Source organism: Rhodobacter sp. Har01 (assembly GCF_020564565.1).
In the GTDB taxonomy this organism is placed as follows: domain Bacteria; phylum Pseudomonadota; class Alphaproteobacteria; order Rhodobacterales; family Rhodobacteraceae; genus Pseudogemmobacter.
Window position 1 is genome coordinate 343,504 of sequence record NZ_JAJCTD010000003.1, and the last position, 23,529, is coordinate 367,032.

The window sequence follows — 23,529 nt, forward strand, 5'->3', positions numbered from 1 at the left end:
TATAACCTTTCCCGCGCATCCACAGGAGGCCCCGCATGACCGACGATGCCGAGATCGACGCCCTGATCCGCCAGTTCCCCGCCTTGCGGGCCTTCGACGGGCGGCCCGAACGGATGGGGGGCCTGACCAATCGGGTCTATCGGGTGGGCGACGCGGTGCTGCGGCTGCCGGGAAAGGGCACCGAAGAATACATTGACCGTGCCAACGAGGCGGCTGCCGCCCAGGCGGCTGCGGTGGCCGGGGTGTCGCCGGAGGTGATCCATGCCGACCCGGCAAGCGGCATCATGGTCACCCGCTTCATCCCCGGCACCGTCACCATGTCACCCACCGCCTTCAAGGCCCGCCCGGGCAGCCCCGCCCGCGCCGCCCGGGCCTTCGCGCGCCTGCATGCATCGGGGGCACGGTTCCCGGCGCGGTTCGAGCTGTTCGCCATGATCGACGATTACCTGCGGCTGCTGTCGGGCAAGGACATGGCCCTGCCCGAAGGCTATCACGACGTGCTGCGCGAGGCCGAGGTGGTGCGGGCCGCGCTGGCCGCAAGGGAATTGCCGCTGGCGCCCTGCCACTGCGACCCCTTGTGCGAGAACTTCCTGGATACCGGCAGCCGGATGTGGATCGTCGACTGGGAATATTCCGGCATGAACGACCCGATGTGGGACCTGGGCGACCTGTCGGTCGAGGCCGGCTTCGATGACGCGCAGGACGCCGAGATGATGCAGGCCTATTTCAACGGCCCGGCCAGCCCGCGAGACTGGGGCCGGATGGTGATCTACAAGGCGATGTGCGACCTCTTGTGGACACTCTGGGGCCTGATCCAGCTGGCCAACCAGAACCCCGCCGACGACTTCCGCACCTACGCCGATGGTCGATTCGCCCGCTGCCGGGCGCTGATGGGCACAGGGGACTTTGCCCGGCACCTGGCAGCCATCGCTGCATGATCTGGCTGGACCCCGATCTTTCGTCGAAAGATCGGACCCGCAAAGACCAAATGTGGGGCGATGCAGTCCAAGCCCCGATTTTTCGTCGAAAAATCGGCCTCCCGTCCTAGCCTCCCAGCTTCTTGATCCGGCCGTCCAGCACCACGGTCACAGTGCCAAGCTTCTCGACATAGGCCATCACGTCGTTCGCGACGAGGTGCCCGGTCGGGCCGTCGGTGACCACCCGGCCGCCGCCCAGCGCCGAATACCCATCGCCACCGCCCAGGATGTAATCGTTCACGGCGACGGTGTAGAGCTTGTCGGCCTCAAGCGGCGCGCCGCCGACCATCACTTCGCTGACCCGTGACCCGGCTTCGGCCGAGGCGTCGAAGGCGAAGCTCAGGCCCGAGACTTGCGGGAAGCGTCCGGCGCCCTTTTCCACCTGGCTGACGCCATTCTCCAGCGCCAGCAGTACCTGCGACCCCGGCAGTTCGGTCACCACGGTGACGTTGCCGAACGGCAGTTCGGTCAGGATGTCGCGCCGGGTCAGCTTGGCGCCGGCGTCATAGGTCTTGTCGCCGCGAATGCCGCCGCCGTTCATGAGCGCGATGTCGGCCCCGGTCTCGGCCCGCATCGCATCGGCGATCAGGTTGCCCATGGTGGCCTCTTCGGCCCGGACCACGTTGCGGCGGCTGTCCAGCCCTGCGCCAAGGGTTGCGATCTCCTGGTTCAGCGTCTGGTCCATCGAGGCCCGCAGCGCATCGGCCATCGCCTGCGTTTCCGGGTCGGGTGTCACCGTCGCGGTGTCGATGAAGCGGAAGGAGGGGGTCCAGGAGACCTCGCGTTTGCCATCCTCTTCCGACACCTCGACGGTCAGGTCGATGGGTGTCAGAAGCTGCGCGTCCACGCTGGTCTCGACATAGGCCGTCACCCCGTCATAGGCGGTGGCGTAGGAATGGTCATCGCCCGACAGCACCACGTCGAAGACGTGGGAGGCAATCAGCGCGCGGTCGTTTTCCATGTTGGTCTGGACCACGCCGACCACGATGTCGGCGCCCTCGTCGCGGGCCTTCTTCGCGGCCTCGATGGCGGTATCGACCGTCGGCAGGAACTTGAGGCTGCCGGTGGAACTGACCTCGGGCGAGGTATCCTGCGCCACCGGAATCAGCGCCACCTTCAACCCGCCAACCTCTTTCACCATCACGCCGCCCAGGCCCTCGATGGCGCTGCCGTCATCCTTGGTGATGTTGATCGCAGCCCAAGGGTACTTCGACGCCTTCATCTTCTCAAAGAAATTCTCCGGCCCGAAGTCGAATTCGTGGTTGCCCGGCACGGCCAGGTCAAACGGCACCAGATTGGTGAAATCCACCGTGTTCTGGCCCTGATCGAACCCCGAGGCCAGCGATGGCGAGAGCATATCGCCGTTGAAGAGATACAGGGTGTTGGGGTTCGCAGCGCGTTCGGCCCGTGCCACTGCGTTCAGACGCGCAAACCCGCCGCGGCCGTCCTCCTCTTCGAAATTGTAGACGTCGCCCACGCCCAGAAGCGTCAGCTTCACGGTTTCGGCGGCAAGAGGGGCGGCAAGGCAGGTGGTGCCCAGGATGGCGGCCCAAAGGCCACGGGAAATCATCGTCATGGCGATTCTCCTGTTGGTTTATGCAGTGACTATCCTGCCACTGTGGGATGCGCGGCCAGACCTGTCAAAGCCTGCGGTGGTCCAACCCACCGCTCAACCCGCCACATTGACCTTGGGGCCGTCCCGGGGCAAAAGCCGGCCATGCTGATCTACAAGATCTTCCGCCGGCCCGAATGGGATGCCTTCCGCGCCGCCGGCGAAACCGCCGGTGCCCCGGTCGATGTCGCCGATGGCTACATCCACTTTTCCACCGCGGCCCAGGTGGCCGAAACGGCGTCGAAGTGGTTCGGCCTGGAAAGCGACCTGGTGCTGGTGGCGTTCGAGTCCGACACGCTTGGCCCGGCGCTGAAGTGGGAACCCTCGCGCGGCGGCGCGCTGTTCCCGCACCTTTACCGGCCCCTGCGCCTGGCCGAAGTGGTCTGGGACAAGTCGCTGCCCTTGGGCGCGGCGGGGCACATCTTTCCGGAGGGCGTCTGGTGAGACTCGCGGAACGTGTTGGTCTGGCGTGGTTTTCCCGGATGGAGCCCGAGCGGGCGCACCGCATGGGCCTTCTGGCGGTGCAGATCGGCTTTGCGCCACAGCCCGGGCCGGTCGCCTCGGGCCGGCTGGCGTGCGACCTGGCAGGGATGCCGCTGTTGAACCCGGTCGGGCTGGCGGCTGGATTCGACAAGAACGCCACCGCGGTCGACGCGCTGTCGAAAAGCGGCTTCGGGTTCCTTGAGGTGGGCGCTGCAACGCCGTTGCCGCAGCCGGGCAACCCCGCGCCGCGGCTGTTCCGGCTGGCCGAGGACCGGGCGGTGATCAACCGCTTCGGTTTCAACAACGAAGGCGCCGAGGTCGTTGCCGGCCGCCTTGCCCGGCGCAAGGAAAGCCGGGTGCCGGTGGGGCTGAACCTGGGCGCCAACAAGGATAGCGCCGACCGCGCCGGCGATTTCGCGCGCGTCTTGGCAACCTGCGGCCCCCATTGCGACTTTGCCACGGTCAACGTGTCCAGCCCCAACACCGAACGCTTGCGCGAGTTGCAGGGCGTGGCCGCCCTGACCGCGCTGCTTGAGCGCGTCATGGAAGCCCGTGCCGGATTGCCCAAAGCCATCCCGGTGTTCCTGAAGGTCGCCCCCGACCTGAACGACGACGAACTGTCTGGCATCGCCGAGGTCGCGCTGGCGTCCGGCCTGGCGGGGATCATCGCCACCAACACCACGCTGTCGCGCGAAGGCCTGAAAAGCGCATCGCAGGCAGAGGCGGGCGGCCTTTCCGGCGCGCCCCTGTTCGAGAAGTCCACCCGTGTGCTGGCCCGGCTGTCGCAACTGACCGAAGGCCGCCTGCAGCTGGTCGGCGTCGGCGGCATCTCCTCGCCACAGGACGCCTATGCCAAGATCAAGGCCGGTGCTTCAGCGGTGCAGCTTTACACCGCGCTGGTCTACCAGGGCATCAGCCTGGCCCCGCGCATCGCCTGGGGCCTTGAGGCGCTGCTGCGCCGCGACAAGCACGCCAATGTCGCCAGCGCCATCGGCACCGACCGCACGCGCTGGCTTTGAGCGGGCAAGAGCAAGAGCCTCCGGCGGGGATATTTGCAGACAGATGAAATCGGCAGGACCTCCTTGCCTTTCATCTGTCTCCAAAATATCCCGGGGGTCCGGGGGCAGCGCCCCCGGCGGTGTCCGCCCCTCAGAACGCCTTGAAGGTCATCGTGGTCAGCGTCCGCTGGATGCCCGGCAGGTCGAACAGCTTCGACGACAGGAAATGCCCGGTGTCCTCGCCGTCGGGGATGTAGACCTTGGCGATCAGGTCGTATTCGCCGCTGGTCGAATACAGTTCGCTGACGACCTCGCGGTCCCAGATCTCGTCGGCGACCTCATAGGTCTTGCCGGGGGTGCAGCGGATTTGGACGAACACCAGCGCCATGTAGGACTCCCTTGTCTCGGGCGGCAGATTAGCCCTGCTCGGCGTCCAGCGCCAGCGGCACTGGCGCCAGCGCGCGCAGATCATCGACGCCCAGCGGGCGCTTGGGCAGGCCCAGCCGGTTGCGCACCACCCAGTGCAGGCGCTGTTCGGCGCGGGTGATCGCCACATAGGCCAGCCGCTTCCACAAGGGCACGCCGGCCTCGGACCGGCCGGCCTGGGCGGCGGCCCAGAGGTCGGGGGCGAAGACCTGCACTTCGGGCCATTGCGAGCCTTGCGCCTTGTGGATGGTGACCGCCGCGCCATGCAGGAAGGCCGCGCCCATGGTGGCGGCATGGGGGATGAAGGGTTCCTCCTCGCCCGGCCTTTCGATCTTGATGATCGAGGCGGCGGAGAGCTGCGGGTCCTCGGCGCCCAGCACGTGCAGCCTGGCGAACCCCGGGCGGCTGCCGGGACCCAGGTAGATGACCTGAGCGCCCTTGATCAGGCCGCGGGCCTCCAGGTCGATGCGTTTCTTGCGGTGCTTCAGCGGCAGTTCGATGCCGTCGCAGATCAAGGGCTCGCCCGGCACCAAGTCGAAGTCGGAGGCGCCTTGCGCGGTGCGGAAGGCGGTGATCAGCTTGATCCGCGTCACGTTGCGCCACACCAGAACCGGGCTGCGCGCCATCAGGTCGGCGTCCACCCGTTCGGCCCAGACCACCCGGTCGTCCTTGCGGGCGGCGTCGCGCACCAGCGCCTCGAAAGCCTCGAACCCCAGCCGGTCATCGCCCAGCGCGTGGGCCAGATCCAGGATCGGGCTGTCGGCGGTCTGGCGGTGGATGCGGTGCAGGATCAGCTTGGCGGGGGTGGCCATGCGGTCGAACACCATCTCGCCCGACTGGCCCACGGGGGCCAGCTGGGCCGGGTCGCCGAACAGCACCAGTCGGGGGAATATCTCGCGCAGGTCTGCGAACTGGCGTTCGTCCAGCATCGAGGCCTCGTCCACGAAACCCACGTCCAGCGGGTCTTCGCGCCGCTTCCAGCCCTTGATGAAGTCCGATCCCTTCAAGCCCGCGGCCGCGAGGGCGCCCGGAATCGACGCCACTTGTTGGTAAAAGCCAAAGGCGCGGTCCAGCGCCTGGTCGGTCAGCCCCTCGACCACCGGCCGTGTACCCTGCCCGGCCAGCCACTCGGCGATCTTTTCATACTGCGGGTCGTAGACCGGGGTATAAAGGATGCGGTGGATCGTGGTGGCCGGCACCCCGCGCAGCCGCAGCACTGAGGCCGCCTTGTTGGTGGGCGCCAGGATGGCCAGCGTCCGGCGGTCCTTGCGGCGGCGGCCCTCCCAATCGGCCGAGACCACCTCGACCCCGGCCTCTTTCAGCGCGCGGTACAGGCTGCCCAGAAGCATGGTCTTGCCCGACCCCGCCTTGCCGATCACCGCCATGACCATGGCCTTGCCCTCGACCGCGGGCGACAGCGCGCCATCGGCAAGCTCGATCCCCTGGCCCGAGAACTCGGCGGCCAGCCGGTCCCAGGCCTCGGCCTGATCGTCAGACAGGGTCAATTCCGCGCGCGTCATGGCCGCGACCTTAGCCATGCGGCCGGGCAAGAGCCACCCCGGCCCGGCTCAGGTCGGCGTCAATGCGGGCGACCGGTGCGCGTGGAACCCTGCGCCGAGGACATCGGCTGCCCATCCCGAAGACCGGCAACCTCGGCTTCGGCCACCGCAAGGGCCTCTTCGACACGGACTGCCAGCGCTGGAAGGTCGTTCTTCTGCGCATAGGCCATCAGATCCCTCAGCACATCGAAAACCCAGTCATGCCGCATGACGCCCCCAAGCCTGCAAAACCGTCCGGCGACCGGCTGCACCCGTCCTGGATGTATTTCAGACGCCATCGCTCAACTGAGCGTTGCCTTTGCGGGAATCTCAAGCAAAAAAACCGTCGCACCCAGGCCGGTGCGGCGGTTCGCTGCGTCGAAATCCTGCGATCAGTGGTCGCGGCTGGCCTCGAGCGTGTCCTCGAAGGTGCGCAACCCGGTGCGCGGGGCCTGCACCAGCACCGCCATGTTGCCCGGCTTGTGCTGGTTGCGCCGCATCAGCATGTGCGCCGCCGGGATCTCGGCCCAGGGAAAGACCTCGGACATGCAGGGGTCCAGGCGGCGTTCGATCATCAGCCGGTTGGCGGCGCTGGCCTGGGCAAGATGCGCGAAGTGGCTGCCCTGCAGACGCTTCTGGTGCATCCACATGTAACGCACGTCGAAGGTGCAGTTGAAACCGCTGGTGCCGGCGCAGATCACCACCATGCCGCCCTTCTTGCAGATCAGCGACGACACCGGGAAGGTCGCCTCGCCGGGGTGTTCGAAGACGATGTCGACATTCACGCCCTTGCCGGTGATGTCCCAGATCGCCTTGCCGAACTTGCGGGCTTCCTTCAGCCAGTCGTTGTATTCGGGGCTGTTGACCGTGGGCAGCTGCCCCCAGCACTTGAAGTCGTTGCGGTTGATCACGCCCTTGGCGCCCAGGCCCATGACGAATTCGCGCTTGCTTTCATCCGAGATCACGCCGATCGCATTGCCGCCCGCGGTGTTCACCAGCTGGATCGCATAGGAGCCCAGGCCGCCGCTTGCGCCCCAGACCAGCACGTTCTGGCCCGGCTTCAGGTCATGCGGGGCATGGCCGAACAGCATCCGGTAGGCGGTGGCCAGCGTCAGCGTGTAGCAGGCCGCTTCCTCCCAGGTCAGATGGCGCGGCCGCGGCATCAGCTGCTGCGCCTGCACCTTGGTGAACTGCGCGAAAGACCCGTCAGGGGTCTCGTAGCCCCAGATCCGCTGGGTCGGCGAATACATCGGATCGCCGCCGTTGCAGAATTCGTCGTCGCCGTCGTCCTGGTTGCAGTGGATCACCACCTCGTCGCCCACTTTCCAGCGTTTGACCTTGTCACCGACCGCCCAGACGATGCCCGAGGCGTCGGACCCGGCGATGTGATAGGGCTGCTTGTGGCCGTCGAAGGGGCTGATCGGTTCGCCCCGGCTGGCCCAGACGCCGTTGTAGTTGACGCCGGCCGCCATCACCAGCACCAGCACCTCGTGGCTGTCCAGCTTCCAGGTGTCCACCACCTCGACCTGCATCGCCGTATCGGGCTCGCCATGGCGTTCGCGACGGATCGCCCAGGCGTACATCTTTGCCGGCACATGGCCGAGGGGCGGCATCTCGCCGATCTCGTACAGATCCTTCTTCGGAGCGTCGTAGCTGACGATCTCGGCGGGCTGGTCCAGGGCCATTGGGCGCTCCTCTCAATTGTGCCGCGCCGCAGAATCGGTCGGCTTTGGAGCGAAGAATTAGGGGGCTGTGCGCAACTTTGCAATAGTGGCAAAGTCGATTTTGTAATTTTATGTCTGCCGCAGCGCAGAATTTTCGTTGGGCGGCAAGGGCACCGAGGCGGCGTAGAACGCCAGCAGGTCAGCCTGCCCCGGCGCCACCTGCAGGCCGGGCGTGACGATCCCGCGCGCCAGCAGCGGCGTCAGGCCCTCGTCCAGCGTGGCCCGCAATCCCTGCGGCGGCAGCTTCAGCACCGCGCCCGCCGCCACCAGCCGCGCGACCAGCGCTTCGACCCGCGCCGCCAGTACCTCGCGGCTGTCCGCACCCGTGCCCAAGGCGGCAGCCACCAGCGGCACCGGCAGCACCGGCACCACCGCCGCGATGCGCTGCATCAGACCGGCGCCCAGACTGGTGACCGTGCCCCCGGCCGCCAGATGCGCCCGCAGTGACATCGGCGCCCCGAATCCGGCCGCTGCCGTGCCAAAGCCCCGGGTCCGCCCCCGCCACCGCGCCCAGAGGAACCGCGCCGAGGCCCAGGCCACCCGCAAGGGCCGGTTGCGGAACCGCCGCCCGCCCTGCCGTGCGGCCTCGACCAGCACCCGGTCTTCCAGCACCCGGTCATAGGCCAGCCCCACCGGCACGAAGACCACGTCCCGGCCCGCCGGATCGAAGCCTTCCACGATATAGCTGAGCAGGCCCAGCTTGGCCGGCCCGACGCGGCCATCCAGGCTCAGCCCGCCCTCTGGGAACATCGCCTGTGTGGTGCCTTCTTCGGTGGCCATCTGCACGTAACGCGCCAGCACCCGGCGATACAGCGCATTGCGGCTGCCGCGCCGGATGAAATAGGCCCCCATCGAGCGGATCAGCGCCGACAGCGGCCAGACCCGCGCCCATTCGCCCACTGCATAGGAAATCGCGCTGCGTTCCGACACCAGCCAGGTCACCAGCACGTAATCCAGGTTGGACCGGTGGTTCATCACGAAGACCACCGTCGCCTTGGGGTCAATAAGGCGCAGTTCCTGGTCCACCTTGCCGACGCGCACGCGGAACAACAGCCGCGAAAGCCCCTTGGCTGCCCGGGTGGCAAAGCCGAAATAGACCGTGGCGGAAAACGCCGGAACGATCTCGCGCGCATAGGCCCGAGCCTCTTCAAAGGCCACCTCGCCCGGCACCCCGGTCGCGGCCGCCTGAGCCGCCGCCGCCTCCATCACCGCCGGGTCATAGGCCAGCCGCACCACCATGTCCGAGCGCCGCGCCAGCTTGAACCATTCGATCTTGCGATCGAGCCGCGCGTTCAGCCGCGCCAGGGCCTTCTCGGCCCGCCCGCGAAAGAACCAGCGCACCGAGGGAAACAGGAAGTGCGTGGCAAAACTGACCGCGGCAAAGCCGAGGATCAGGATCAACAGCCAGACCGGAACCGCGACCGTGTCGAACATGGCCGCAGCCTATCCCATTCAGGCCTTGCCGCAATGCGCTTGCTGTTCACCAAATAACCCAGGGGTCCGGGGGCTGGCCCCGGTCCGCCTTCGCCGCAGCGCAGCGATTGACAGGGGAAGGAAATGAACGCTATTCCGGCCAGGAACGAAATATTCTTGCGCACCCGAGTCGGAGACCTGCCATGACCAAAGACGCCCCCAAGGTCGCGCCCTGGCTGTTCCGCACCTACGCCGGCCACTCCACCGCCGCCGCCTCGAACGCGCTCTATCGCGGCAACCTGGCCAAGGGCCAGACCGGGCTGTCGGTCGCCTTCGACCTGCCCACCCAGACCGGCTATGACAGCGACGATCCGCGCGCGAAGGGAGAGGTCGGCAAGGTCGGCGTCCCCGTCTGCCACCTTGGCGACATGCGCGCGCTGTTCGCGGATATCCCGCTGGACCAGATGAACACCTCGATGACGATCAACGCCACGGCGCCCTGGCTCCTGGCGCTGTACATCGCGGTCGCGGAAGAGCAGGACGCTGACGTGGCCGCGCTGCAAGGCACAGTGCAGAACGACATCATCAAGGAATACCTCAGCCGCGGCACCTACATCTGCCCGCCGAAGCCCAGCCTTCGGCTGATCACCGACGTCGCCGCATACACCGGGCAGCACTTGCCGAAGTGGAACCCGATGAACGTCTGCAGCTACCACCTGCAGGAGGCGGGCGCGACGCCCGAGCAGGAACTGGCCTTCGCGCTGGCAACGGGTGTCGCGGTGCTGGATGATCTGAAAGGGAAGGTTTCTCCCGCAGATTTCCCCGGAATGGTGGGCCGCATATCGTTTTTCGTCAACGCCGGCATCCGCTTCGTGACCGAGCTGTGCAAGATGCGCGCCTTCGTCGACCTCTGGGACGAGATCTGCGAACACCGCTACGGCATCGCGGACGCCCGCTTTCGGCGCTTCCGCTATGGCGTGCAGGTCAACAGCCTTGGCCTGACCGAGCAGCAACCGGAAAACAACGTCTACCGCATCCTGATCGAAATGCTGGCCGTCACCCTGTCGAAGAAGGCCCGCGCCCGCGCCGTGCAGCTGCCGGCTTGGAACGAGGCGCTGGGCCTGCCCCGCCCCTGGGACCAGCAATGGTCGCTGCGGATGCAGCAGATCCTGGCCTATGAGACCGACCTTCTGGAATACGACGACCTCTTCGACGGCAACCCTGCCATCGACCGCAAGGTCGCGGCGCTGAAGGACGGCGCCCGGGCCGAACTGGCGCAGATCGACGCCATGGGCGGCGCCGTGGCCGCGATCGAGTACATGAAGGGCCGGCTGGTCGAGGCGAATTCGGACCGCCTCGCCCGGATCGAGGCGAAAGAGACCACCGTCGTCGGCGTCAACCGCTTCACCACCACCGAGCCTTCGCCGCTGACCACCGGCGAGGGCGCCATCATGGTGGTGGACGCCGCCGCCGAGGCCGACCAGCTGGCCCGCCTTGCGGCCTGGAAACAGACCCGCGACGGGGCGGCGGTCAAGGCCGCCCTTGCCGCACTGCGGCAGGCTGCGGAAACCGGCGCCAATATCATGCCGCCCTCTATCGCCGCCGCGAAAGCCGGTGCCACCACCGGCGAATGGGCCGCGGTGATCCGCGCCGTCTTCGGCGAATACCGCGCCCCCACCGGCGTCTCCAAGGCCCCCAGCAACCGCACCGAAGGCCTCGACCCGATCCGTGCCGCGGTGGACGCTGTCTCATCGAAACTTGGCCGCCGGCTCAAGTTCCTGGTCGGCAAGCCCGGCCTGGACGGCCATTCCAACGGTGCCGAGCAGATCGCCGCACGCGCCCGCGACTGCGGCATGGACATCACCTATGACGGCATCCGCCTGACCCCGGCCGAGATCGTCACCGCCGCCGAGGACCAGCAGCCCCATATCATCGGCCTGTCGATCCTGTCGGGCAGCCACCTGCCGCTGATCACCGAAACGCTGGAACGGATGCGCGCGGCCGGGCTGTCGCATATTCCGGTGGTCGTCGGCGGCATCATCCCCGACGAGGACGCGGTGCGCTTGCGCGCGATGGGCGTGGCCGCCGTCTACACGCCCAAGGATTTCGAGCTGAACCGCATCATGCTGGACATCGTCGCGCTGGTCGACCCCGCCCCCGTGGCCGCCGAATAGGTCGGGCCAGCGGGTGGCGGAACGCCGCACCACGGGCCATGGCGGAAAAGCATGACGCAGATCAAGGATTTCGCCCCCCGGCGAGACTAGTCAAGCTGCGGAAATTCGCAGGAGACTGTCCATGTTCGAACGCATCAAGGCTTTCATCGAACGCTGGAACGAGTTGAACGAGGTCGAGTCTCTGACCGACCATGAGCTTGACGATCTGGGCCTGACGCGCGATCAGGTCCGCGCCTTTGTCCGCATCCCGCATGACGTGCCCGACCGGGTGCTGGCGATGGCCGAGATCTTCGGCGTTCCTGCCGAAGAGGTGCAGCGCGACCATGCGCAGTATCTGGAAATCCTGGAGACCTGCTGCACCTGCGCCGACCGTGGCGCCTGTGCGCTGGCGCTGCAAAAGGGCGACCTGACCCGCGCCTGCGACTGCGGCTTCTGCGTCAACGCCCGCACCTTTGCCGACATGGCGCCGCCCCGCGCCGCCTGACCCCTCTTGCGCCCCCCGCCGCGCGCCGCTTTGATGGCAGGCGGCAACGAAGGGGGACACATGAGCTTTCACATCGGCGCGAAACCGGGCGAGATCGCCGAGACCGTCCTCCTGCCGGGCGATCCGCTGCGCGCGAAGTGGGCAGCCGAGACCTTCCTGACCGCCCCCGAGCAGGTCAATCAGGTCCGCGGCATGCTGGGCTACACCGGCACCTGGCGCGGCCACCGGGTCACCATCCACGGCACCGGCATGGGCATGCCCTCTCTGTCGATCTACGTCAATGAGCTGATCCGCGACTATGGCGCCAAGACCCTGATCCGCATCGGATCGGCCGGCGCCCTGCAGCCGCATGTCAAGGTCCGCGACGTGGTGCTGGCGCAGTCCGCCGCCTCGATCCACACCCCGTCCTCCACCCTTTTCCGCGAGGTCAACTTCGCCCCCACCGCCGATTTCGGCCTGCTTTCCGCCGCCCACCGCGCGGCTCAGGGCAAGGCGCAGACCCATGTCGGCATGATTTTGTCGTCGGACGCCTTCTACGACGAACGCGAAGACCTGTCGCAGCAGCTTCAGCGCCACGGCTGCCTTGCGGTCGAGATGGAGGCCGCCGAGCTCTACACCCTCGCCGCCCGCCACAGCGCCCGCGCGCTGGCCGTTCTCACCATCTCCGACCACATCCTCACGCATGAGGCCCTTCCCGCCGAAGACCGCGAGAAGAGCTTCGCCGCCATGGTCGAGATCGCCCTCGAAGCCGCGTTTTCCTGAAAGTCCCAGCCATGCCCCACCTAGCCCGCCGCCCCTGGGTGCCCGACCCTTGCGAGACCCTGATCCAGCAGATCGCCGAAGGGGCCTCGGCGCCCTCGGCGCAAGTCGCCGCCCGGATCGAGGCGCTGATCGAGCGCAATCTGGAAATCCACGACCGCGACTGCTTCAACCTCAACCCCGCGACCAACGTGATGAACCCCCGCGCCGAAGCGGTGCTGGCGCGCGGGCTGGGGTCGCGGCCCAGCCTGGGCTACCCCGGCGACAAGTACGAGATGGGGCTGGAAGCCATCGAGGAAATCGAGGTCATCGCCGCGGAACTGGCGGCAGAGGTCTTTGGTGCCACCCACGCCGAGATTCGCGTGGCCAGCGGCGCGCTGGCCAACCTTTACGGCTTCATGGCGCTGGCCAGGCCGGGAGACGCGATCATCGCGCCGCCCGCCAGCATCGGCGGCCATGTCACCCACCACGCCCCCGGTTGCGCCGGGCTGTACGGGCTGCAAACCCACGACGCCCCCATCGACGCCGACGGCTTCACGCTGGACATCCCCGCGCTGCGCGCGCTGGCGCGGAAGGTTCGGCCCAAGATCATCACCGTCGGCGGCAGCCTGAACCTGTTCCCGCATCCGGTGGCAGAGGTCCGGCAGATCGCCGACGAGGTGGGTGCCAAGGTGCTGTTCGACGCCGCCCACCAATGCGGCATCATCGCCGGCGGCGTCTGGGCCAACCCCCTGACGCAAGGCGCGCATCTGATGACGATGAGCACCTACAAATCCCTCGGCGGCCCCGCCGGGGGCCTGATCGTCACCAGCGACGCGGGCATCGCCCGGGCCCTGGATGCCATCGCCTTCCCCGGCCTGACCGCCAACTTCGACGCTGCCAAGTCCGCCGCGCTGGCGCTGACGCTCTTGGACTGGCGCGATCACGGGCGGGCCTATGCGCAGGCCATGGTTGCGCTGTCGCAAGCCCTGGCGCGCGAATTTGCCGCCCTTGGCCTGCCGGTTTTTGCCGCCGACCGGGGCGCCACCCAAAGCCACCAGTTCGCGCTGGAGGCCGCGGCTTTCGGCGGCGGCCAGGCCGCGTCGAAAACCCTGCGCAAGGCCGGTTTTCTGGCCTGTGGCATCGGCCTGCCGATCGCCGAAGTCCCCGGCGACCTGAACGGGTTGCGCATCGGTACGCCGGAACTGGTGCGCCGCGGCGTTACCCCGGCCGACGCCCCTGCTTTGGCCGTGCTGATCGCGGAAGGCCTGCGCTCGAACGCCCCCGAAACTGTTGCCCCCCGAACCAAGGCCTTGCGCGCCAGGTTCCGGGGCCTGCACTACGTGAGCCAATGAAACAGCGCCGGCTCGGGGCGAACGGCCCGCTCGTTTCCGCCCTGGGCTTCGGCTGCCTGTCCTTCGGCGGCATCTTCGGCCCGACGACCGAGGCCGAATCCTTGCACACCCTCGACGCCGCCTGGGAGGCCGGCATCACCTTCCTCGACACCGCCAACATCTACGGCAAGGGGGTTTCCGAAACCGTCATCGGCCGCTGGCTTGCCACCCGCCCCCACCGCCCGCACATCGCCACCAAGGCCGCCTTCACCGACGACCCGGCCCGGCGCATCGACAACCGGCCCCGGCACCTGCGGGCCGAGCTGGAAGGGTCGCTGAAACGGCTGGGCGTGGATCACGTCACCCTATTCTACGCCCACCGGCATGACCCGCAGGTTCCGGCGGAAGACCTGGCCGGCACCATGGCCCGGCTGGTGGCCGAGGGCAAAATCCTCGGCTACGGCCTGTCGGAAGTGGCGCCACATACGCTGGAGCGTGCCCATGCCGTGCATCCGGTCATGGCGGTGCAGAACGAATATTCGCTCTGGACCCGCCTGCCCGAACTGGGCCTGATCCAGCGCTGCGCCGCGCTTGGGGTGGCCTTCGTACCCTTCTCGCCGCTGGCCCGCGGCGTCTTCGGCTCGCCGATGGCCGACCCGGGCACCTTTGCGCCGGGCGAGTTCCGCACCCGTATCCCGCGCTTTCATCCCGAGAACTGGCCCGCCAACCGCGCCCGCCTGCAAGCCTTTCACACCTTTGCGCAAGCCGGCGGCCAGAGCCCCGCCGCACTGGCGCTGGCCTGGCTTTTGCACCGCGGCGACCACCTGATCCCGATCCCCGGCACCCGCAGCGCCGCCCACCTGCAAGCCTGGGCTTCAGCCCCGGAAATCACCCTCACTCCCGCCGACCTGGAACAGATCGACCACCTGCTGCCCCCCGGATGGGCCTGGGGCGACCGCTATGACGACGCCCAGTCCGCCACCGCCGAGCGCTACTGCTGACCGGTCGCCGCTTTCGATGACCCGCATCCCGCGCTATGGTCGCGACCATGACCGACACGCTGCGCTTTTCCGTCACCGGCCTGGACTGCGCCAATTGCGCAGCCCGGGTGGAGACCGCCGCCCGCAGCCTGCCCGGCGTCACCGCCGCACGCGCCTCGCTGACCGCCGGCACGCTTGAGGTGGACCGCGCCCCCGGCGGCCCCACGCCGCAGGCGCTGGCCGAGGCTGTTGCAGCGACGGGCCATGACCTGGCACCACTGGGCGCGCCCCGCGACCCGGCCTATGCCCGCATCCTGGCCTGGGTGGTGGCGCTGAACCTTGGCTACGGCGTCTTCGAGATCGCCGCCGGCCTGATCGCAGGATCGCAAGCGCTGCTGGCCGATTCGCTGGATTTCATCGGTGACGGGCTGATCTCGGGCCTGGCCCTTGCCGCGCTGGGCTGGACCGCCCGCACCCGGGCGCAGACGGCGCTGGCGCAAGGGGTGTTCCTTGCGGCCATGGGGCTGGCCGTGCTGGCCGGCACCCTGGGCGAGGCGTTCCGCCCCGAGCTGCCGCAATCGGCGCTGATGGGCGCCGTCGGCGCCGGGGCTTTGGCGGTGAATCTGCTCTGCGCCCTTCTGATGATGCGGCACCGGGGCGGCGATGCCTCGGCCCGCGCGGTCTGGCTGTTTTCCCGCAACGACGCGCTGGGCAACCTTGCCGTGGTCGCTGCCGCCGGGCTGGTGGCGGCTCTGAACAGCCCCTGGCCGGACATCGTCATCGCCGCCGCCATCGCCGCGCTGTTCCTCGCGTCAAGTGCTGCCATCCTGCGCGACGCCCGCCGCGAACTGGCCGCCTAGCGCCCATCTGCCACACCCCCTTGCGGCCCCCGCCGATGCCGCCGTAAATCGGCCCGGTCCCAGCCGCGGAGGCACAGATGAAGATCGACGGAACCCCCTATCGCTCGATCTGGCGCGAGGGCGAGGCGGTGAGGATCATCGACCAGCGCTGGCTGCCGCATGAGCTGCGCGTGGTCGCCCTGCCCGACCGCACGGCCTTTGCCACCGCGATCCGCGACATGTGGGTGCGTGGGGCGCCCCTGATCGGGGCGACGGCGGCCTATGGCATGGCGGTGGCGCTGCGGGCCGATGCCTCGGACGCCGGGCTGGAAGACCACTGGCAGGTGCTGCACGAGACCCGCCCCACCGCGATCAACCTGCGCTGGGCGCTGGACCGGATGCGCGCCGCGCTGGCGCCGCTGGCGCCCGCCGACCGCCCCGCCGCAGCGATGCGGCTGGCCGACGAGATCGCCGATGAGGACGTGGAACTGAACCGCCAGATCGGCCTGCACGGGCTGAAGCTGATCGAGAAGATTGCGGCCCGCAAGGGAAGGGTCAACATCCTGACCCATTGCAACGCCGGTTGGCCGGCGACGGTGGACTGGGGCACCGCCACCTCGCCGATCTACCACGCCCACAATGCCGGGATCGACGTGCATGTCTGGGTCGACGAGACCCGGCCGCGCAACCAGGGCGCCCAGATCACCGCCTGGGAACTGAACGCGCACGGCGTGCCGCACAGCCTGATCGTCGACAACGCCGGCGGCCACCTGATGCAGCATGGCATGGTCGACATGGTGATCGTCGGCACCGACCGCACCACCGCCAACGGCGACGTCTGCAACAAGATCGGCACCTACCTCAAGGCGCTTGCCGCCAAGGCCAACGGCGTGCCGTTCTATGTGGCGCTGCCCTCGCCCACCCTCGACTGGCGGGTCCGCGACGGGGTGAAGGAAATCCCCATCGAGGAACGCGCAGAGGCCGAGGTGACCCATGTCCAGGGCCTCGACCCCGAGGGCCGGATCGTGCAGGTCCGCATCTCGCCCACCGGCACCGGTGCTGCGAACCCCGCCTTCGACGTGACCCCCGCGCATCTGGTCACCGGCCTGATCACCGAACGCGGCGTCTGCGCCGCTTCCCCCGCGGCGCTGAAGGCGATGTTCCCCGACCTGTCGGCCTGACCGCCGTCAGATTGCCCGGTCCAGCATCATCTTCTTGATCTCGGCAATCGCCTTGGCCGGGTTTAGCCCCTTGGGGCAGGTCTTGGTGCAGTTCATGATGGTGTGGCAGCGATACAGCTTGAACGGGTCTTCCAGGCTGTCCAGCCGCCGGCCCGTCGCCTCGTCGCGCGAGTCGATGATCCAGCGATAGGCGTTCAGCAGCGCGGCCGGGCCAAGGTAGCGGTCGCCGTTCCACCAGTAACTGGGGCAGGCCGTGCTGCACGAGGCGCACATCACGCATTCGTACAACCCGTCCAGCTTCTTGCGGTCCTTGATCGACTGCTTCCATTCCTTGCCGGGCGGGTTGGTCCGGGTTTCCAGCCAGGGCATGATGCTGGCGTGCTGGGCGTAGAAATGGGTCAGGTCGGGGATCAGGTCCTTGACCACCGGCATGTGCGGCAAGGGATAGATCTTCACCTCGCCCTTCACCTCATCAAGGCCATAGATGCAGGCCAGCGTGTTGATGCCGTCAATGTTCATGGCGCAGCTGCCGCAGATGCCCTCGCGGCACGACCGGCGGAAGGTCAGCGTCGGGTCGATCTCGGTCTTGATCTTGATCAGCGCGTCCAGAACCATCGGGCCGCAGCTGTCGAGATCGACGAAATAGGTGTCGACCCGCGGGTTCTGCCCGTCATCGGGGGTCCAGCGGTAGATGCGAAAGGTGCGCAGGCGCGTGGCGCCTTCAGGCTTGGGCCAGGTCTTGCCGGTGCGGACCTTGGAATTCTTGGGAAGCGTCAGCTGCACCATGGTCTTCAGCCTTTCAGTCGGACAGGTCGTAGAATGGCCGCCGCGGCGGCTGGCCGGATTTGGACATCACACAGGTCTCATAGACGGCCGAGGGGTCCTTGCCCATCAGCCAGTCGGTCGAGACCGACAGGTCCAGGTTGCCCAGAGCCTTGCCGTCGGACCGCGCGCCGATGCCGACCTGACCGCGCGGCTGCTGGGCCAGGCGGGCGCGGTCCAGGCATTCGCGCTCGGCCTGTTCGACCGTGATCGGGCCGCAGGCGGCCAGCAGCAGGGCAAGGGCCAGCGCAGGCCTCATGCCTTCAACGGGGGCACGCCGGCGGCGGCGAAGCAGGCCTGTGCCGAAGGCGTCAGCGCCAGGTTGCGGATGTTTTCCTTGGTCTGGGTGCCGGCCTCGACGCCGACGTCGCGCGCCAGCATGCGAACCTCGGGCATCGAGGCGGCATTCAGGATGCAATCGGTCGCAGCCGCGGCCAGCCCGGCGGGCATGTCGCGGTTGACCACCGGGAACACCACGTCATAGGCCGCCCGGCGCACCGTCTTGTCGGCCATCTCCTGCGGGTCGCAGGCGGCCAGCGGCAACAGGGCGGCCGGAAGAAGGATGCGCGTCAGTTTCCAAAGCAATAGCCTGTTCCTCCCTGCATCACGCCGCCGCCCGCACTGCATCCCCCGGATTGAACGGGGCGCGGTGCGGCGGCAGAACCTGACATCGGTTCGCTTGCGGACGGCGCAGCCATCCCGGTGCTTGTGCCCGGCTGAAGGGCCGCCACACGCGCCAGGCAGGCATTATAGTGCGACTCGGTCATTCCTCTGACCATTGATTTGCCGATCAGGGTTCCAAGCGCCGAAGCCCCGCTGCTGTAATTGCCTGCTGACGCCGACCGGTCCTTCGCAGCCTCATAGGCGGCCTTACATTCCAGCGCGGTCTGTGCCGGACGCCCCTGGTATTGCAGGAAGTCTTTCTCTGAACACGCTGTCAGAGCCAGAACCTGCAGAACCAAAACGATACGCTTGAACATCAGAACTTTCTCTCTGCCGGGGCGATCTTCTTCAGGCTGATGCCGCCTTCGTCTTCGGCGGTGAGCGGGTCCAGGTGGACCGGGCGGTAGTCCAGCCTTACCTTGTTGCCGTCCACCCATGCCAGCGAGTGCTTGCGCCAGGTCCGGTCGTCGCGGTGCGGGTGATCCTCGTGCGCATGCGCGCCGCGGCTTTCGGTGCGGGCGTGGGCGCCATAGATCGTGGCCAGCGCGTTGGGCATCAGGTTGGCCAGCTCCAGCGTTTCCATCAGGTCGCTGTTCCAGACCATCGACCGGTCGGTGACGTTCAGATCACCCATCTTGCCGGCGATGGCAGTCATCTTCGCCTCGCCCTCGGCCAGGGTCTTTTCGGTGCGGAAGACAGCGGCGTCGGCCTGCATGGTCTTTTGCATCTGCAACCGCAACTCGGCGGTGGGGATGGCGCCCTTGGCGTGACGGAAGCTGTCGAAGCGTGCCAGGCATTTGTCCACTTCGGCCGTGTTGGTGGCGGGAACCGAGGCCTGGCGGTCCACCACCTGCCCGGCGCGGATCGCCGCGGCGCGACCGAAGACCACCAGGTCGATCAGCGAGTTCGAGCCGAGGCGGTTGGCACCGTGAACGCTGGCGCAGCCGGCTTCGCCCACCGCCATCAGGCCCGGGAAGATGCGGTCGGGGTGGTTCAGTTGCGGGTTCAGCACCTCGCCCCAGTAGTTGGTCGGCACGCCGCCCATGTTGTAGTGCACGGTGGGCAGCACCGGGATCGGATCCTTGTGCAGATCGACGCCGGCGAAGATGCGGGCGGATTCAGTGATGCCGGGCAGCCGCAGTTCCAGCGATTCCCGCGGCAGGTGGCTGAGGTTCAGGTGGATGTGGTCGGCATTCGGCCCCACGCCCCGGCCTTCGCGGATTTCGATCGTCATGCAGCGGCTGACATAGTCGCGTGGGGCCAGGTCCTTGTAGTGGGGGGCATAGCGCTCCATGAAGCGCTCGCCGTTGGCGTTGGTCAGGTAACCGCCCTCGCCCCGCGCGCCTTCGGTGATCAGGCAGCCCGATCCGTAGATGCCGGTGGGGTGGAACTGCACGAACTCCATGTCCTGCAAGGGAAGGCCGGCGCGGGCGACCATGCCGCCGCCGTCGCCGGTGCAGGTATGGGCCGAGGTGGCGCTGAAGTAGGCCCGGCCGTAGCCACCTGTCGCCAGCACCACCATCTTGGCGTTGAAGACATGCAGCGTGCCGTCGTCCAGCTTCCAGGCCACGACGCCGGTGCAGGCGCCATCGGTGATGATCAGGTCAAGCGCGAAGTATTCGATGTAGAACTCGGCCCGCTGCTTGAGGCTTTGGCCGTAGAGGGTGTGCAGGATCGCGTGGCCGGTGCGGTCGGCTGCGGCGCAGGTGCGCTGCACCGGCGGGCCTTCGCCGTATTCCGTGGTGTGGCCGCCGAAGGGGCGCTGGTAGATCTTGCCCTCCTCGGTGCGACTGAAGGGCACGCCGTAATGTTCCAGCTCGTACACCGCCTTGGGGGCCTCGCGCGCCAGGTATTCCATGGCGTCGGTGTCGCCCAGCCAGTCCGACCCCTTGACGGTGTCATACATGTGCCATTGCCAACTGTCGGGGCCCATGTTGCCCAGAGAGGCCGCGATGCCACCCTGGGCGGCGACGGTGTGGCTGCGGGTCGGGAAGACCTTGGTCACGCAGGCCGTGCGCAGCCCCTGTTCCGCCATGCCCAGCGTGGCCCGCAGGCCCGCGCCGCCGGCGCCCACCACGACCACGTCGTAGTCATGCACTTCGTAAGAGTAAGCCGTCATGTTGGTTCCTTCAAAGCGCGATCAGGACCAGCGCGTAGATGCCGACGGCGCTGACCGTCCAGCCGAAGGCGACACCGCCGATCAGGGCGATCTTGCGCCAGGTGCCGCGGAAATAGTCCTGGCTCATCATCTGCGCGCCCATCACGAAATGGCGCAGCCCGACGATCAGAACAAGCGCCGTCAGGATCGCCGGGAACGGGCGCGAAAAGGTCTCCAGCACCTCGGCCCGGGTGCTGCCCAGGGCCTTGCCGAAGACGTAGAGCCAGGTCGGAATCAGAAAGGCCAGGCCCACGGCGCTGACCAGCATCGACCAGTGATGCTCGGTGCCGACATGGGCGGCACCGCGGCCTTCGGCACGCTTGCGGGGGGTCAGGTAGCGCATGGTCGGCCCCTATTGCACAAGAAGGATGGTGATCACGGTCAGCACGACCGAACCGATGATGATGCCCCAGCCCAGGCGTTCGGAGGTGCGCAGGTCAAGGCCGCGGCCGGCGTCATAGAGCAGGTGCCGCAGCCCGGCGAGGTAATGATACCAGACCGCCCAGAGCGAGCCGGTGAAGACCAGGTCACCGAACCAGCTGGTGGCGACGGCATTGGCAACCTCGAAGTAGTGGTCGCTGACCGCCGCCGCGAACAGCCACCAGAACGCCAGCATGCCGCCGAACATCAGCGCGTGCCCGGTAACCCGGGTCAGGATCGAGCTGACCGAGGTGATCTGTATCCGGTAGATCTGCAGATGCGGGGACAGGGGCCGATCGACCCGCTTCGCATTCTCCATGGCGGTTCCCTTCGTCGCTGGCCATCCCGGCATCCGGAGATCGCGCTTTTCTTGCCCCTGCATAGCGCCTTCCCGGTCCCCGAGTCACGGGGGCAGAGACCACAACGGTCGTTTGTTTGCGATACCACTCAAGGTTTTTCACAATTGTGATCACGTTTTTCGGGGGCGTGATCACAATATCTCCGACCGATGGCGACTCGGCTGCACGGGCCGACGCTGCGGTGCGGCACCCTGGCTTGCATCACCGCCCGCATTCGGGATTTCACCGGGTGCTTTCACCGGGGGCAGCAACGGGGGGAGCAACGGGGGGAGCACCGGGGGGAGCACCGGGGGCAGCACCGGGGCGGTGGGGCCGCAGCGCTTGCGTTTCCGGCCTAGACCGGGACCAGCGCCCAATAGTCCAGGTCCAGCAGGACCTCGGGCAGGTATTTGCCGTCTGCACCCTTCAACGCAAAGGGCGCCGCGCCCTGCTTCACGGCCACCAGCCGCAGCCGCAGCGCGCCAACGCCGCGGGCGGCGGTGTCGGCGCGGTCCAGCACCTCGGACCAAGCCTTCACCGTGTCGCCGGCAAAGCAGGGGTTGGCATGCGCGCCGCCGTTCAGCGCGACAATCATCTGGGCGTTCGCCAGGCCATTGAAGCTCAGCGTGCGGGCCAGGCTGATGACATGGCCGCCGTAGATCAGCCGCCTGCCGTCATCGCGGAAGGTGGCGTCGAAATGCACCTTGGCGGTATTCTGCCACAGCCGCGTGGCCAGCATGTGCTCGGCCTCTTCCACCGTCACACCGTCGACATGGTCGATCTGCTCGCCCACTCGGTAGTCGCCCCAGCGGTGCGGCTCTCCGGCCAGGGCAAAGTCGTAGTTGCGGAAATCCAACCCGGGGGGCACCACCAGGGCGCTGGCGGGCACCGCGGATTGCAGATCGGGAACCACCGGGTCCGGCGCGGGGGTGGCGCGGGATTTGCGCACCATCACCCAGCGGACATATTCCAGCACCGCCTCGCCCCGCTGGTTCAGGCCGCGAGTGCGGACCCAGACCACGCCCGACTTGCCGTTGCTGTTCTCCTTCAGCCCGATCACCGTGCTTTCGGAACGCAAGGTATCGCCCGGCCAGACCGGCGCCAGCCAGCGGCCCTCGGCGTACCCGAGGTTGGCCACGGCGTTCAGGCTGATGTCGGGGACGGTCTTGCCGAACACGGTGTGGAAGGCGATCAGATCGTCCATCGGGCTGGCCGGCAGGCCGCAGGCGCGGGCGAAGTCATCGCTGGAATACAGCGCCCCGCGCGCCGGATAAAGCGCGTGATACAGCGCCCGCTCGCCCCCCGACAGGGTGCGCGGCACGGCGTGGACGATGGTCTCGCCCAGGCGGTAATCCTCGAAGAAACGGCCCGGATTGGTCTTCATCTTCGCTCCTCTTGCGGCCAGGAAACGGAATTCGCGCGAATTCCGTGCACGATTTTCGCGCGAAAATCGTTTCCCTTGCCGTTACATCTCGCCCAGCTTGAGGTCTGGGTCATAGTTTCCCGGCACCTCTTTCACCACCGCCTGCCCGCAGCGCATCACCCCGCGGGCGGCATCGAAGGCATAGGTGGGGCCTTCGTGCAGCGTCCACCCCTTGGACAGCGCCAGCGAAACCTTGTGGCAGAAGGCCGAGGTGTCGTCGTCGCTGAGAAAGCGGTAAAGCCGCATCAGGCGCCCCAGGGCACGTAGCCCATCCAGTAGTGGATCAGCATGATGGCCACCACTGCGCCCGCCGTCGCGAACATCGCGGGCCGGTTGCGGCCTTCCTTCACCGGCTTCGGCTCCCATTCCGGTTGCGCCCGGTTGATCACGACGATCGTCGTCACCGCCCAGGCCAGCAGGCCGCCGAACAGGATGAGACTGGCAAGATCACCGTTCACCAGCAGATGCGCCAGCGCCCAAAGGGCAAAGCCGGTCAACTGCGGATGCCGCAGCTTGCCGATGATCGGCGCCCGCATCCCGTCGGCGGCATAGAGGAACACCGCCCCGATCATCAGCAGGTTGTTGATCCCGACCAGCGCCGCACCGCGGCTCCACCACTGGCCCTGAACGGGGTCATAGCCCTTGTACATCAGCCAGATCGAGGCCAGTAGCGCCACCGCCACCAGGGCCTTGCCGGGGTTGCCCAGGCTGGCCCGCAGGTCGGGCGCCAGCCGCTTGAAGAGATGCGCCCCCCACCAGAGCGCGACGCCAAGGATCAGAACGATCAGGGACATGGACCTTCTC

General features: G+C 67.6%; 26 protein-coding genes. 10 read left to right on the forward strand and 16 right to left on the reverse strand.

What is annotated here, in order from left to right:
• Positions 1 to 35: 35 nt before the first annotated feature.
• Positions 36 to 938, forward strand: coding sequence for a phosphotransferase family protein (locus LHP98_RS10145; protein ID WP_227252419.1), 903 nt, complete (start codon positions 36 to 38; stop codon positions 936 to 938).
• A 106-nt stretch (positions 939 to 1,044) separates the two neighbouring features.
• Here LHP98_RS10145 and LHP98_RS10150 read toward each other — a convergent pair whose 3' ends face one another.
• Entirely contained in the window at positions 1,045 to 2,553 is a 1,509-nt protein-coding gene (locus LHP98_RS10150) for a bifunctional metallophosphatase/5'-nucleotidase (RefSeq protein ID WP_227252420.1), read from the reverse strand.
• Positions 2,554 to 2,694: 141 nt separating this feature from the next.
• On the opposite strand from LHP98_RS10150, the gene LHP98_RS10155 reads away from it, so the two are divergent.
• Together LHP98_RS10155 and LHP98_RS10160 are read left to right on the forward strand one after the other, a co-directional pair.
• Positions 2,695 to 3,033 (forward strand): DUF952 domain-containing protein, encoded by a 339-nt coding sequence (locus tag LHP98_RS10155; RefSeq protein ID WP_227252421.1) that lies wholly within the window; start codon positions 2,695 to 2,697, stop codon positions 3,031 to 3,033.
• Positions 3,030 to 4,091, forward strand: a complete 1,062-nt coding sequence (locus tag LHP98_RS10160; RefSeq protein ID WP_227252422.1) for a quinone-dependent dihydroorotate dehydrogenase — start codon at positions 3,030 to 3,032, stop codon at positions 4,089 to 4,091. The genes LHP98_RS10155 and LHP98_RS10160 overlap by 4 nt, the downstream gene beginning before the upstream one ends.
• Positions 4,092 to 4,221: 130 nt before the next feature.
• Here the strand turns inward: LHP98_RS10160 and LHP98_RS10165 are convergent, their stop codons facing one another.
• From LHP98_RS10165 to LHP98_RS10185, 5 genes are all read right to left on the reverse strand, one after another.
• Positions 4,222 to 4,458 (reverse strand): Lrp/AsnC ligand binding domain-containing protein, encoded by a 237-nt coding sequence (locus LHP98_RS10165; protein WP_227252423.1) that lies wholly within the window; start codon positions 4,456 to 4,458, stop codon positions 4,222 to 4,224.
• A 28-nt stretch (positions 4,459 to 4,486) separates the two neighbouring features.
• A complete protein-coding gene (locus LHP98_RS10170; protein ID WP_227252424.1) occupies positions 4,487 to 6,016 on the reverse strand; it encodes an ATP-dependent DNA helicase in 1,530 nt (509 codons plus the stop codon).
• A 59-nt stretch (positions 6,017 to 6,075) separates the two neighbouring features.
• Positions 6,076 to 6,264 (reverse strand): hypothetical protein, encoded by a 189-nt coding sequence (locus LHP98_RS10175; protein ID WP_227252425.1) that lies wholly within the window; start codon positions 6,262 to 6,264, stop codon positions 6,076 to 6,078.
• Positions 6,265 to 6,426: 162 nt separating this feature from the next.
• Entirely contained in the window at positions 6,427 to 7,719 is a 1,293-nt protein-coding gene (ccrA, locus tag LHP98_RS10180) for a crotonyl-CoA carboxylase/reductase (RefSeq protein WP_227252426.1), read from the reverse strand.
• 108 nt (positions 7,720 to 7,827) lie between these two features.
• Positions 7,828 to 9,192: a 1-acyl-sn-glycerol-3-phosphate acyltransferase gene (locus LHP98_RS10185; RefSeq protein ID WP_227252427.1), complete on the reverse strand. Its 1,365-nt coding sequence runs from the start codon at positions 9,190 to 9,192 to the stop codon at positions 7,828 to 7,830.
• Between the two features lie 182 nt (positions 9,193 to 9,374).
• On the opposite strand from LHP98_RS10185, the gene LHP98_RS10190 reads away from it, so the two are divergent.
• The 7 genes from LHP98_RS10190 (at position 9,375) to mtnA (ending at position 16,901) form a co-directional block, all read left to right on the forward strand.
• Positions 9,375 to 11,345 (forward strand): protein meaA, encoded by a 1,971-nt coding sequence (locus LHP98_RS10190; protein ID WP_227252428.1) that lies wholly within the window; start codon positions 9,375 to 9,377, stop codon positions 11,343 to 11,345.
• A 121-nt stretch (positions 11,346 to 11,466) separates the two neighbouring features.
• Entirely contained in the window at positions 11,467 to 11,829 is a 363-nt protein-coding gene (locus tag LHP98_RS10195; RefSeq protein WP_227252429.1) for a DUF1127 domain-containing protein, read from the forward strand.
• A 60-nt stretch (positions 11,830 to 11,889) separates the two neighbouring features.
• Positions 11,890 to 12,591, forward strand: a complete 702-nt coding sequence (gene deoD / locus LHP98_RS10200; RefSeq protein ID WP_227252430.1) for a purine-nucleoside phosphorylase — start codon at positions 11,890 to 11,892, stop codon at positions 12,589 to 12,591.
• An 11-nt stretch (positions 12,592 to 12,602) separates the two neighbouring features.
• On the forward strand, positions 12,603 to 13,922 hold the full coding sequence (gene glyA, locus LHP98_RS10205; RefSeq protein WP_227252431.1) for a serine hydroxymethyltransferase: 1,320 nt from the start codon (positions 12,603 to 12,605) through the stop codon (positions 13,920 to 13,922).
• The gene (locus LHP98_RS10210; protein ID WP_227252432.1) at positions 13,919 to 14,902 is read left to right on the forward strand and encodes an aldo/keto reductase; all 984 of its coding nucleotides are present in this window, start codon (positions 13,919 to 13,921) and stop codon (positions 14,900 to 14,902) included. Before glyA ends, LHP98_RS10210 begins: the two co-directional genes overlap by 4 nt.
• Before the next feature lie 47 nt (positions 14,903 to 14,949).
• Positions 14,950 to 15,741, forward strand: coding sequence for a cation transporter (locus tag LHP98_RS10215; protein ID WP_227252433.1), 792 nt, complete (start codon positions 14,950 to 14,952; stop codon positions 15,739 to 15,741).
• Between the two features lie 77 nt (positions 15,742 to 15,818).
• Complete coding sequence (gene mtnA / locus LHP98_RS10220) at positions 15,819 to 16,901, forward strand: S-methyl-5-thioribose-1-phosphate isomerase (RefSeq protein WP_227252434.1); 1,083 nt, start codon at positions 15,819 to 15,821, stop codon at positions 16,899 to 16,901.
• Positions 16,902 to 16,907: 6 nt separating this feature from the next.
• Here mtnA and LHP98_RS10225 read toward each other — a convergent pair whose 3' ends face one another.
• From LHP98_RS10225 to LHP98_RS10270, 10 genes are all read right to left on the reverse strand, one after another.
• Complete coding sequence (locus LHP98_RS10225; RefSeq protein ID WP_227252435.1) at positions 16,908 to 17,687, reverse strand: succinate dehydrogenase iron-sulfur subunit; 780 nt, start codon at positions 17,685 to 17,687, stop codon at positions 16,908 to 16,910.
• Positions 17,688 to 17,700: 13 nt separating this feature from the next.
• Positions 17,701 to 17,982 carry a hypothetical protein gene (locus LHP98_RS10230; protein WP_227252436.1) on the reverse strand — a complete coding sequence of 94 codons (282 nt, stop codon included), beginning with the start codon at positions 17,980 to 17,982 and terminating at the stop codon, positions 17,701 to 17,703.
• Complete coding sequence (locus tag LHP98_RS10235; RefSeq protein WP_227252437.1) at positions 17,979 to 18,308, reverse strand: hypothetical protein; 330 nt, start codon at positions 18,306 to 18,308, stop codon at positions 17,979 to 17,981. The genes LHP98_RS10230 and LHP98_RS10235 overlap by 4 nt, the downstream gene beginning before the upstream one ends.
• Positions 18,293 to 18,703, reverse strand: a complete 411-nt coding sequence (locus tag LHP98_RS10240; RefSeq protein ID WP_227252438.1) for a hypothetical protein — start codon at positions 18,701 to 18,703, stop codon at positions 18,293 to 18,295. The genes LHP98_RS10235 and LHP98_RS10240 overlap by 16 nt, the downstream gene beginning before the upstream one ends.
• On the reverse strand, positions 18,703 to 20,505 hold the full coding sequence (gene sdhA, locus LHP98_RS10245; RefSeq protein WP_227252439.1) for a succinate dehydrogenase flavoprotein subunit: 1,803 nt from the start codon (positions 20,503 to 20,505) through the stop codon (positions 18,703 to 18,705). Before sdhA ends, LHP98_RS10240 begins: the two co-directional genes overlap by 1 nt.
• A gap of 10 nt (positions 20,506 to 20,515) precedes the next feature.
• A complete protein-coding gene (locus tag LHP98_RS10250) occupies positions 20,516 to 20,887 on the reverse strand; it encodes a succinate dehydrogenase, hydrophobic membrane anchor protein (RefSeq protein WP_227252440.1) in 372 nt (123 codons plus the stop codon).
• Positions 20,888 to 20,896: 9 nt separating this feature from the next.
• Positions 20,897 to 21,283 (reverse strand): succinate dehydrogenase, cytochrome b556 subunit, encoded by a 387-nt coding sequence (gene sdhC, locus LHP98_RS10255; RefSeq protein ID WP_227252441.1) that lies wholly within the window; start codon positions 21,281 to 21,283, stop codon positions 20,897 to 20,899.
• A gap of 374 nt (positions 21,284 to 21,657) precedes the next feature.
• Entirely contained in the window at positions 21,658 to 22,686 is a 1,029-nt protein-coding gene (locus tag LHP98_RS10260) for a MaoC family dehydratase (protein ID WP_227252442.1), read from the reverse strand.
• A gap of 81 nt (positions 22,687 to 22,767) precedes the next feature.
• A complete protein-coding gene (locus LHP98_RS10265; protein WP_227252443.1) occupies positions 22,768 to 22,971 on the reverse strand; it encodes a DUF1737 domain-containing protein in 204 nt (67 codons plus the stop codon).
• The gene (locus tag LHP98_RS10270) at positions 22,971 to 23,519 is read right to left on the reverse strand and encodes an NnrU family protein (RefSeq protein WP_319638932.1); all 549 of its coding nucleotides are present in this window, start codon (positions 23,517 to 23,519) and stop codon (positions 22,971 to 22,973) included. Before LHP98_RS10270 ends, LHP98_RS10265 begins: the two co-directional genes overlap by 1 nt.
• Between the last annotated feature and the right edge of the window lie 10 nt (positions 23,520 to 23,529).

What these genes read in the sequence shown, in the direction of transcription:
- LHP98_RS10145 (WP_227252419.1), top strand. Translation starts at nt 36, where the DNA reads ATGACCGACGATGCCGAGATCGACGCCCTGATCCGCCAGTTCCCCGCC.
- LHP98_RS10150 (WP_227252420.1), bottom strand. Translation starts at nt 2,553, where the DNA reads ATGACGATGATTTCCCGTGGCCTTTGGGCCGCCATCCTGGGCACCACC.
- LHP98_RS10155 (WP_227252421.1), top strand. Translation starts at nt 2,695, where the DNA reads ATGCTGATCTACAAGATCTTCCGCCGGCCCGAATGGGATGCCTTCCGC.
- LHP98_RS10165 (WP_227252423.1), bottom strand. Translation starts at nt 4,458, where the DNA reads ATGGCGCTGGTGTTCGTCCAAATCCGCTGCACCCCCGGCAAGACCTAT.
- LHP98_RS10170 (WP_227252424.1), bottom strand. Translation starts at nt 6,016, where the DNA reads ATGACGCGCGCGGAATTGACCCTGTCTGACGATCAGGCCGAGGCCTGG.
- LHP98_RS10175 (WP_227252425.1), bottom strand. Translation starts at nt 6,264, where the DNA reads ATGCGGCATGACTGGGTTTTCGATGTGCTGAGGGATCTGATGGCCTAT.
- ccrA (WP_227252426.1), bottom strand. Translation starts at nt 7,719, where the DNA reads ATGGCCCTGGACCAGCCCGCCGAGATCGTCAGCTACGACGCTCCGAAG.
- LHP98_RS10185 (WP_227252427.1), bottom strand. Translation starts at nt 9,192, where the DNA reads ATGTTCGACACGGTCGCGGTTCCGGTCTGGCTGTTGATCCTGATCCTC.
- LHP98_RS10190 (WP_227252428.1), top strand. Translation starts at nt 9,375, where the DNA reads ATGACCAAAGACGCCCCCAAGGTCGCGCCCTGGCTGTTCCGCACCTAC.
- LHP98_RS10195 (WP_227252429.1), top strand. Translation starts at nt 11,467, where the DNA reads ATGTTCGAACGCATCAAGGCTTTCATCGAACGCTGGAACGAGTTGAAC.
- deoD (WP_227252430.1), top strand. Translation starts at nt 11,890, where the DNA reads ATGAGCTTTCACATCGGCGCGAAACCGGGCGAGATCGCCGAGACCGTC.
- glyA (WP_227252431.1), top strand. Translation starts at nt 12,603, where the DNA reads ATGCCCCACCTAGCCCGCCGCCCCTGGGTGCCCGACCCTTGCGAGACC.
- LHP98_RS10210 (WP_227252432.1), top strand. Translation starts at nt 13,919, where the DNA reads ATGAAACAGCGCCGGCTCGGGGCGAACGGCCCGCTCGTTTCCGCCCTG.
- LHP98_RS10215 (WP_227252433.1), top strand. Translation starts at nt 14,950, where the DNA reads ATGACCGACACGCTGCGCTTTTCCGTCACCGGCCTGGACTGCGCCAAT.
- mtnA (WP_227252434.1), top strand. Translation starts at nt 15,819, where the DNA reads ATGAAGATCGACGGAACCCCCTATCGCTCGATCTGGCGCGAGGGCGAG.
- LHP98_RS10225 (WP_227252435.1), bottom strand. Translation starts at nt 17,687, where the DNA reads ATGGTGCAGCTGACGCTTCCCAAGAATTCCAAGGTCCGCACCGGCAAG.
- LHP98_RS10230 (WP_227252436.1), bottom strand. Translation starts at nt 17,982, where the DNA reads ATGAGGCCTGCGCTGGCCCTTGCCCTGCTGCTGGCCGCCTGCGGCCCG.
- LHP98_RS10240 (WP_227252438.1), bottom strand. Translation starts at nt 18,703, where the DNA reads ATGTTCAAGCGTATCGTTTTGGTTCTGCAGGTTCTGGCTCTGACAGCG.
- sdhA (WP_227252439.1), bottom strand. Translation starts at nt 20,505, where the DNA reads ATGACGGCTTACTCTTACGAAGTGCATGACTACGACGTGGTCGTGGTG.
- LHP98_RS10250 (WP_227252440.1), bottom strand. Translation starts at nt 20,887, where the DNA reads ATGCGCTACCTGACCCCCCGCAAGCGTGCCGAAGGCCGCGGTGCCGCC.
- sdhC (WP_227252441.1), bottom strand. Translation starts at nt 21,283, where the DNA reads ATGGAGAATGCGAAGCGGGTCGATCGGCCCCTGTCCCCGCATCTGCAG.
- LHP98_RS10260 (WP_227252442.1), bottom strand. Translation starts at nt 22,686, where the DNA reads ATGAAGACCAATCCGGGCCGTTTCTTCGAGGATTACCGCCTGGGCGAG.
- LHP98_RS10265 (WP_227252443.1), bottom strand. Translation starts at nt 22,971, where the DNA reads ATGCGGCTTTACCGCTTTCTCAGCGACGACGACACCTCGGCCTTCTGC.
- LHP98_RS10270 (WP_319638932.1), bottom strand. Translation starts at nt 23,519, where the DNA reads ATGTCCCTGATCGTTCTGATCCTTGGCGTCGCGCTCTGGTGGGGGGCG.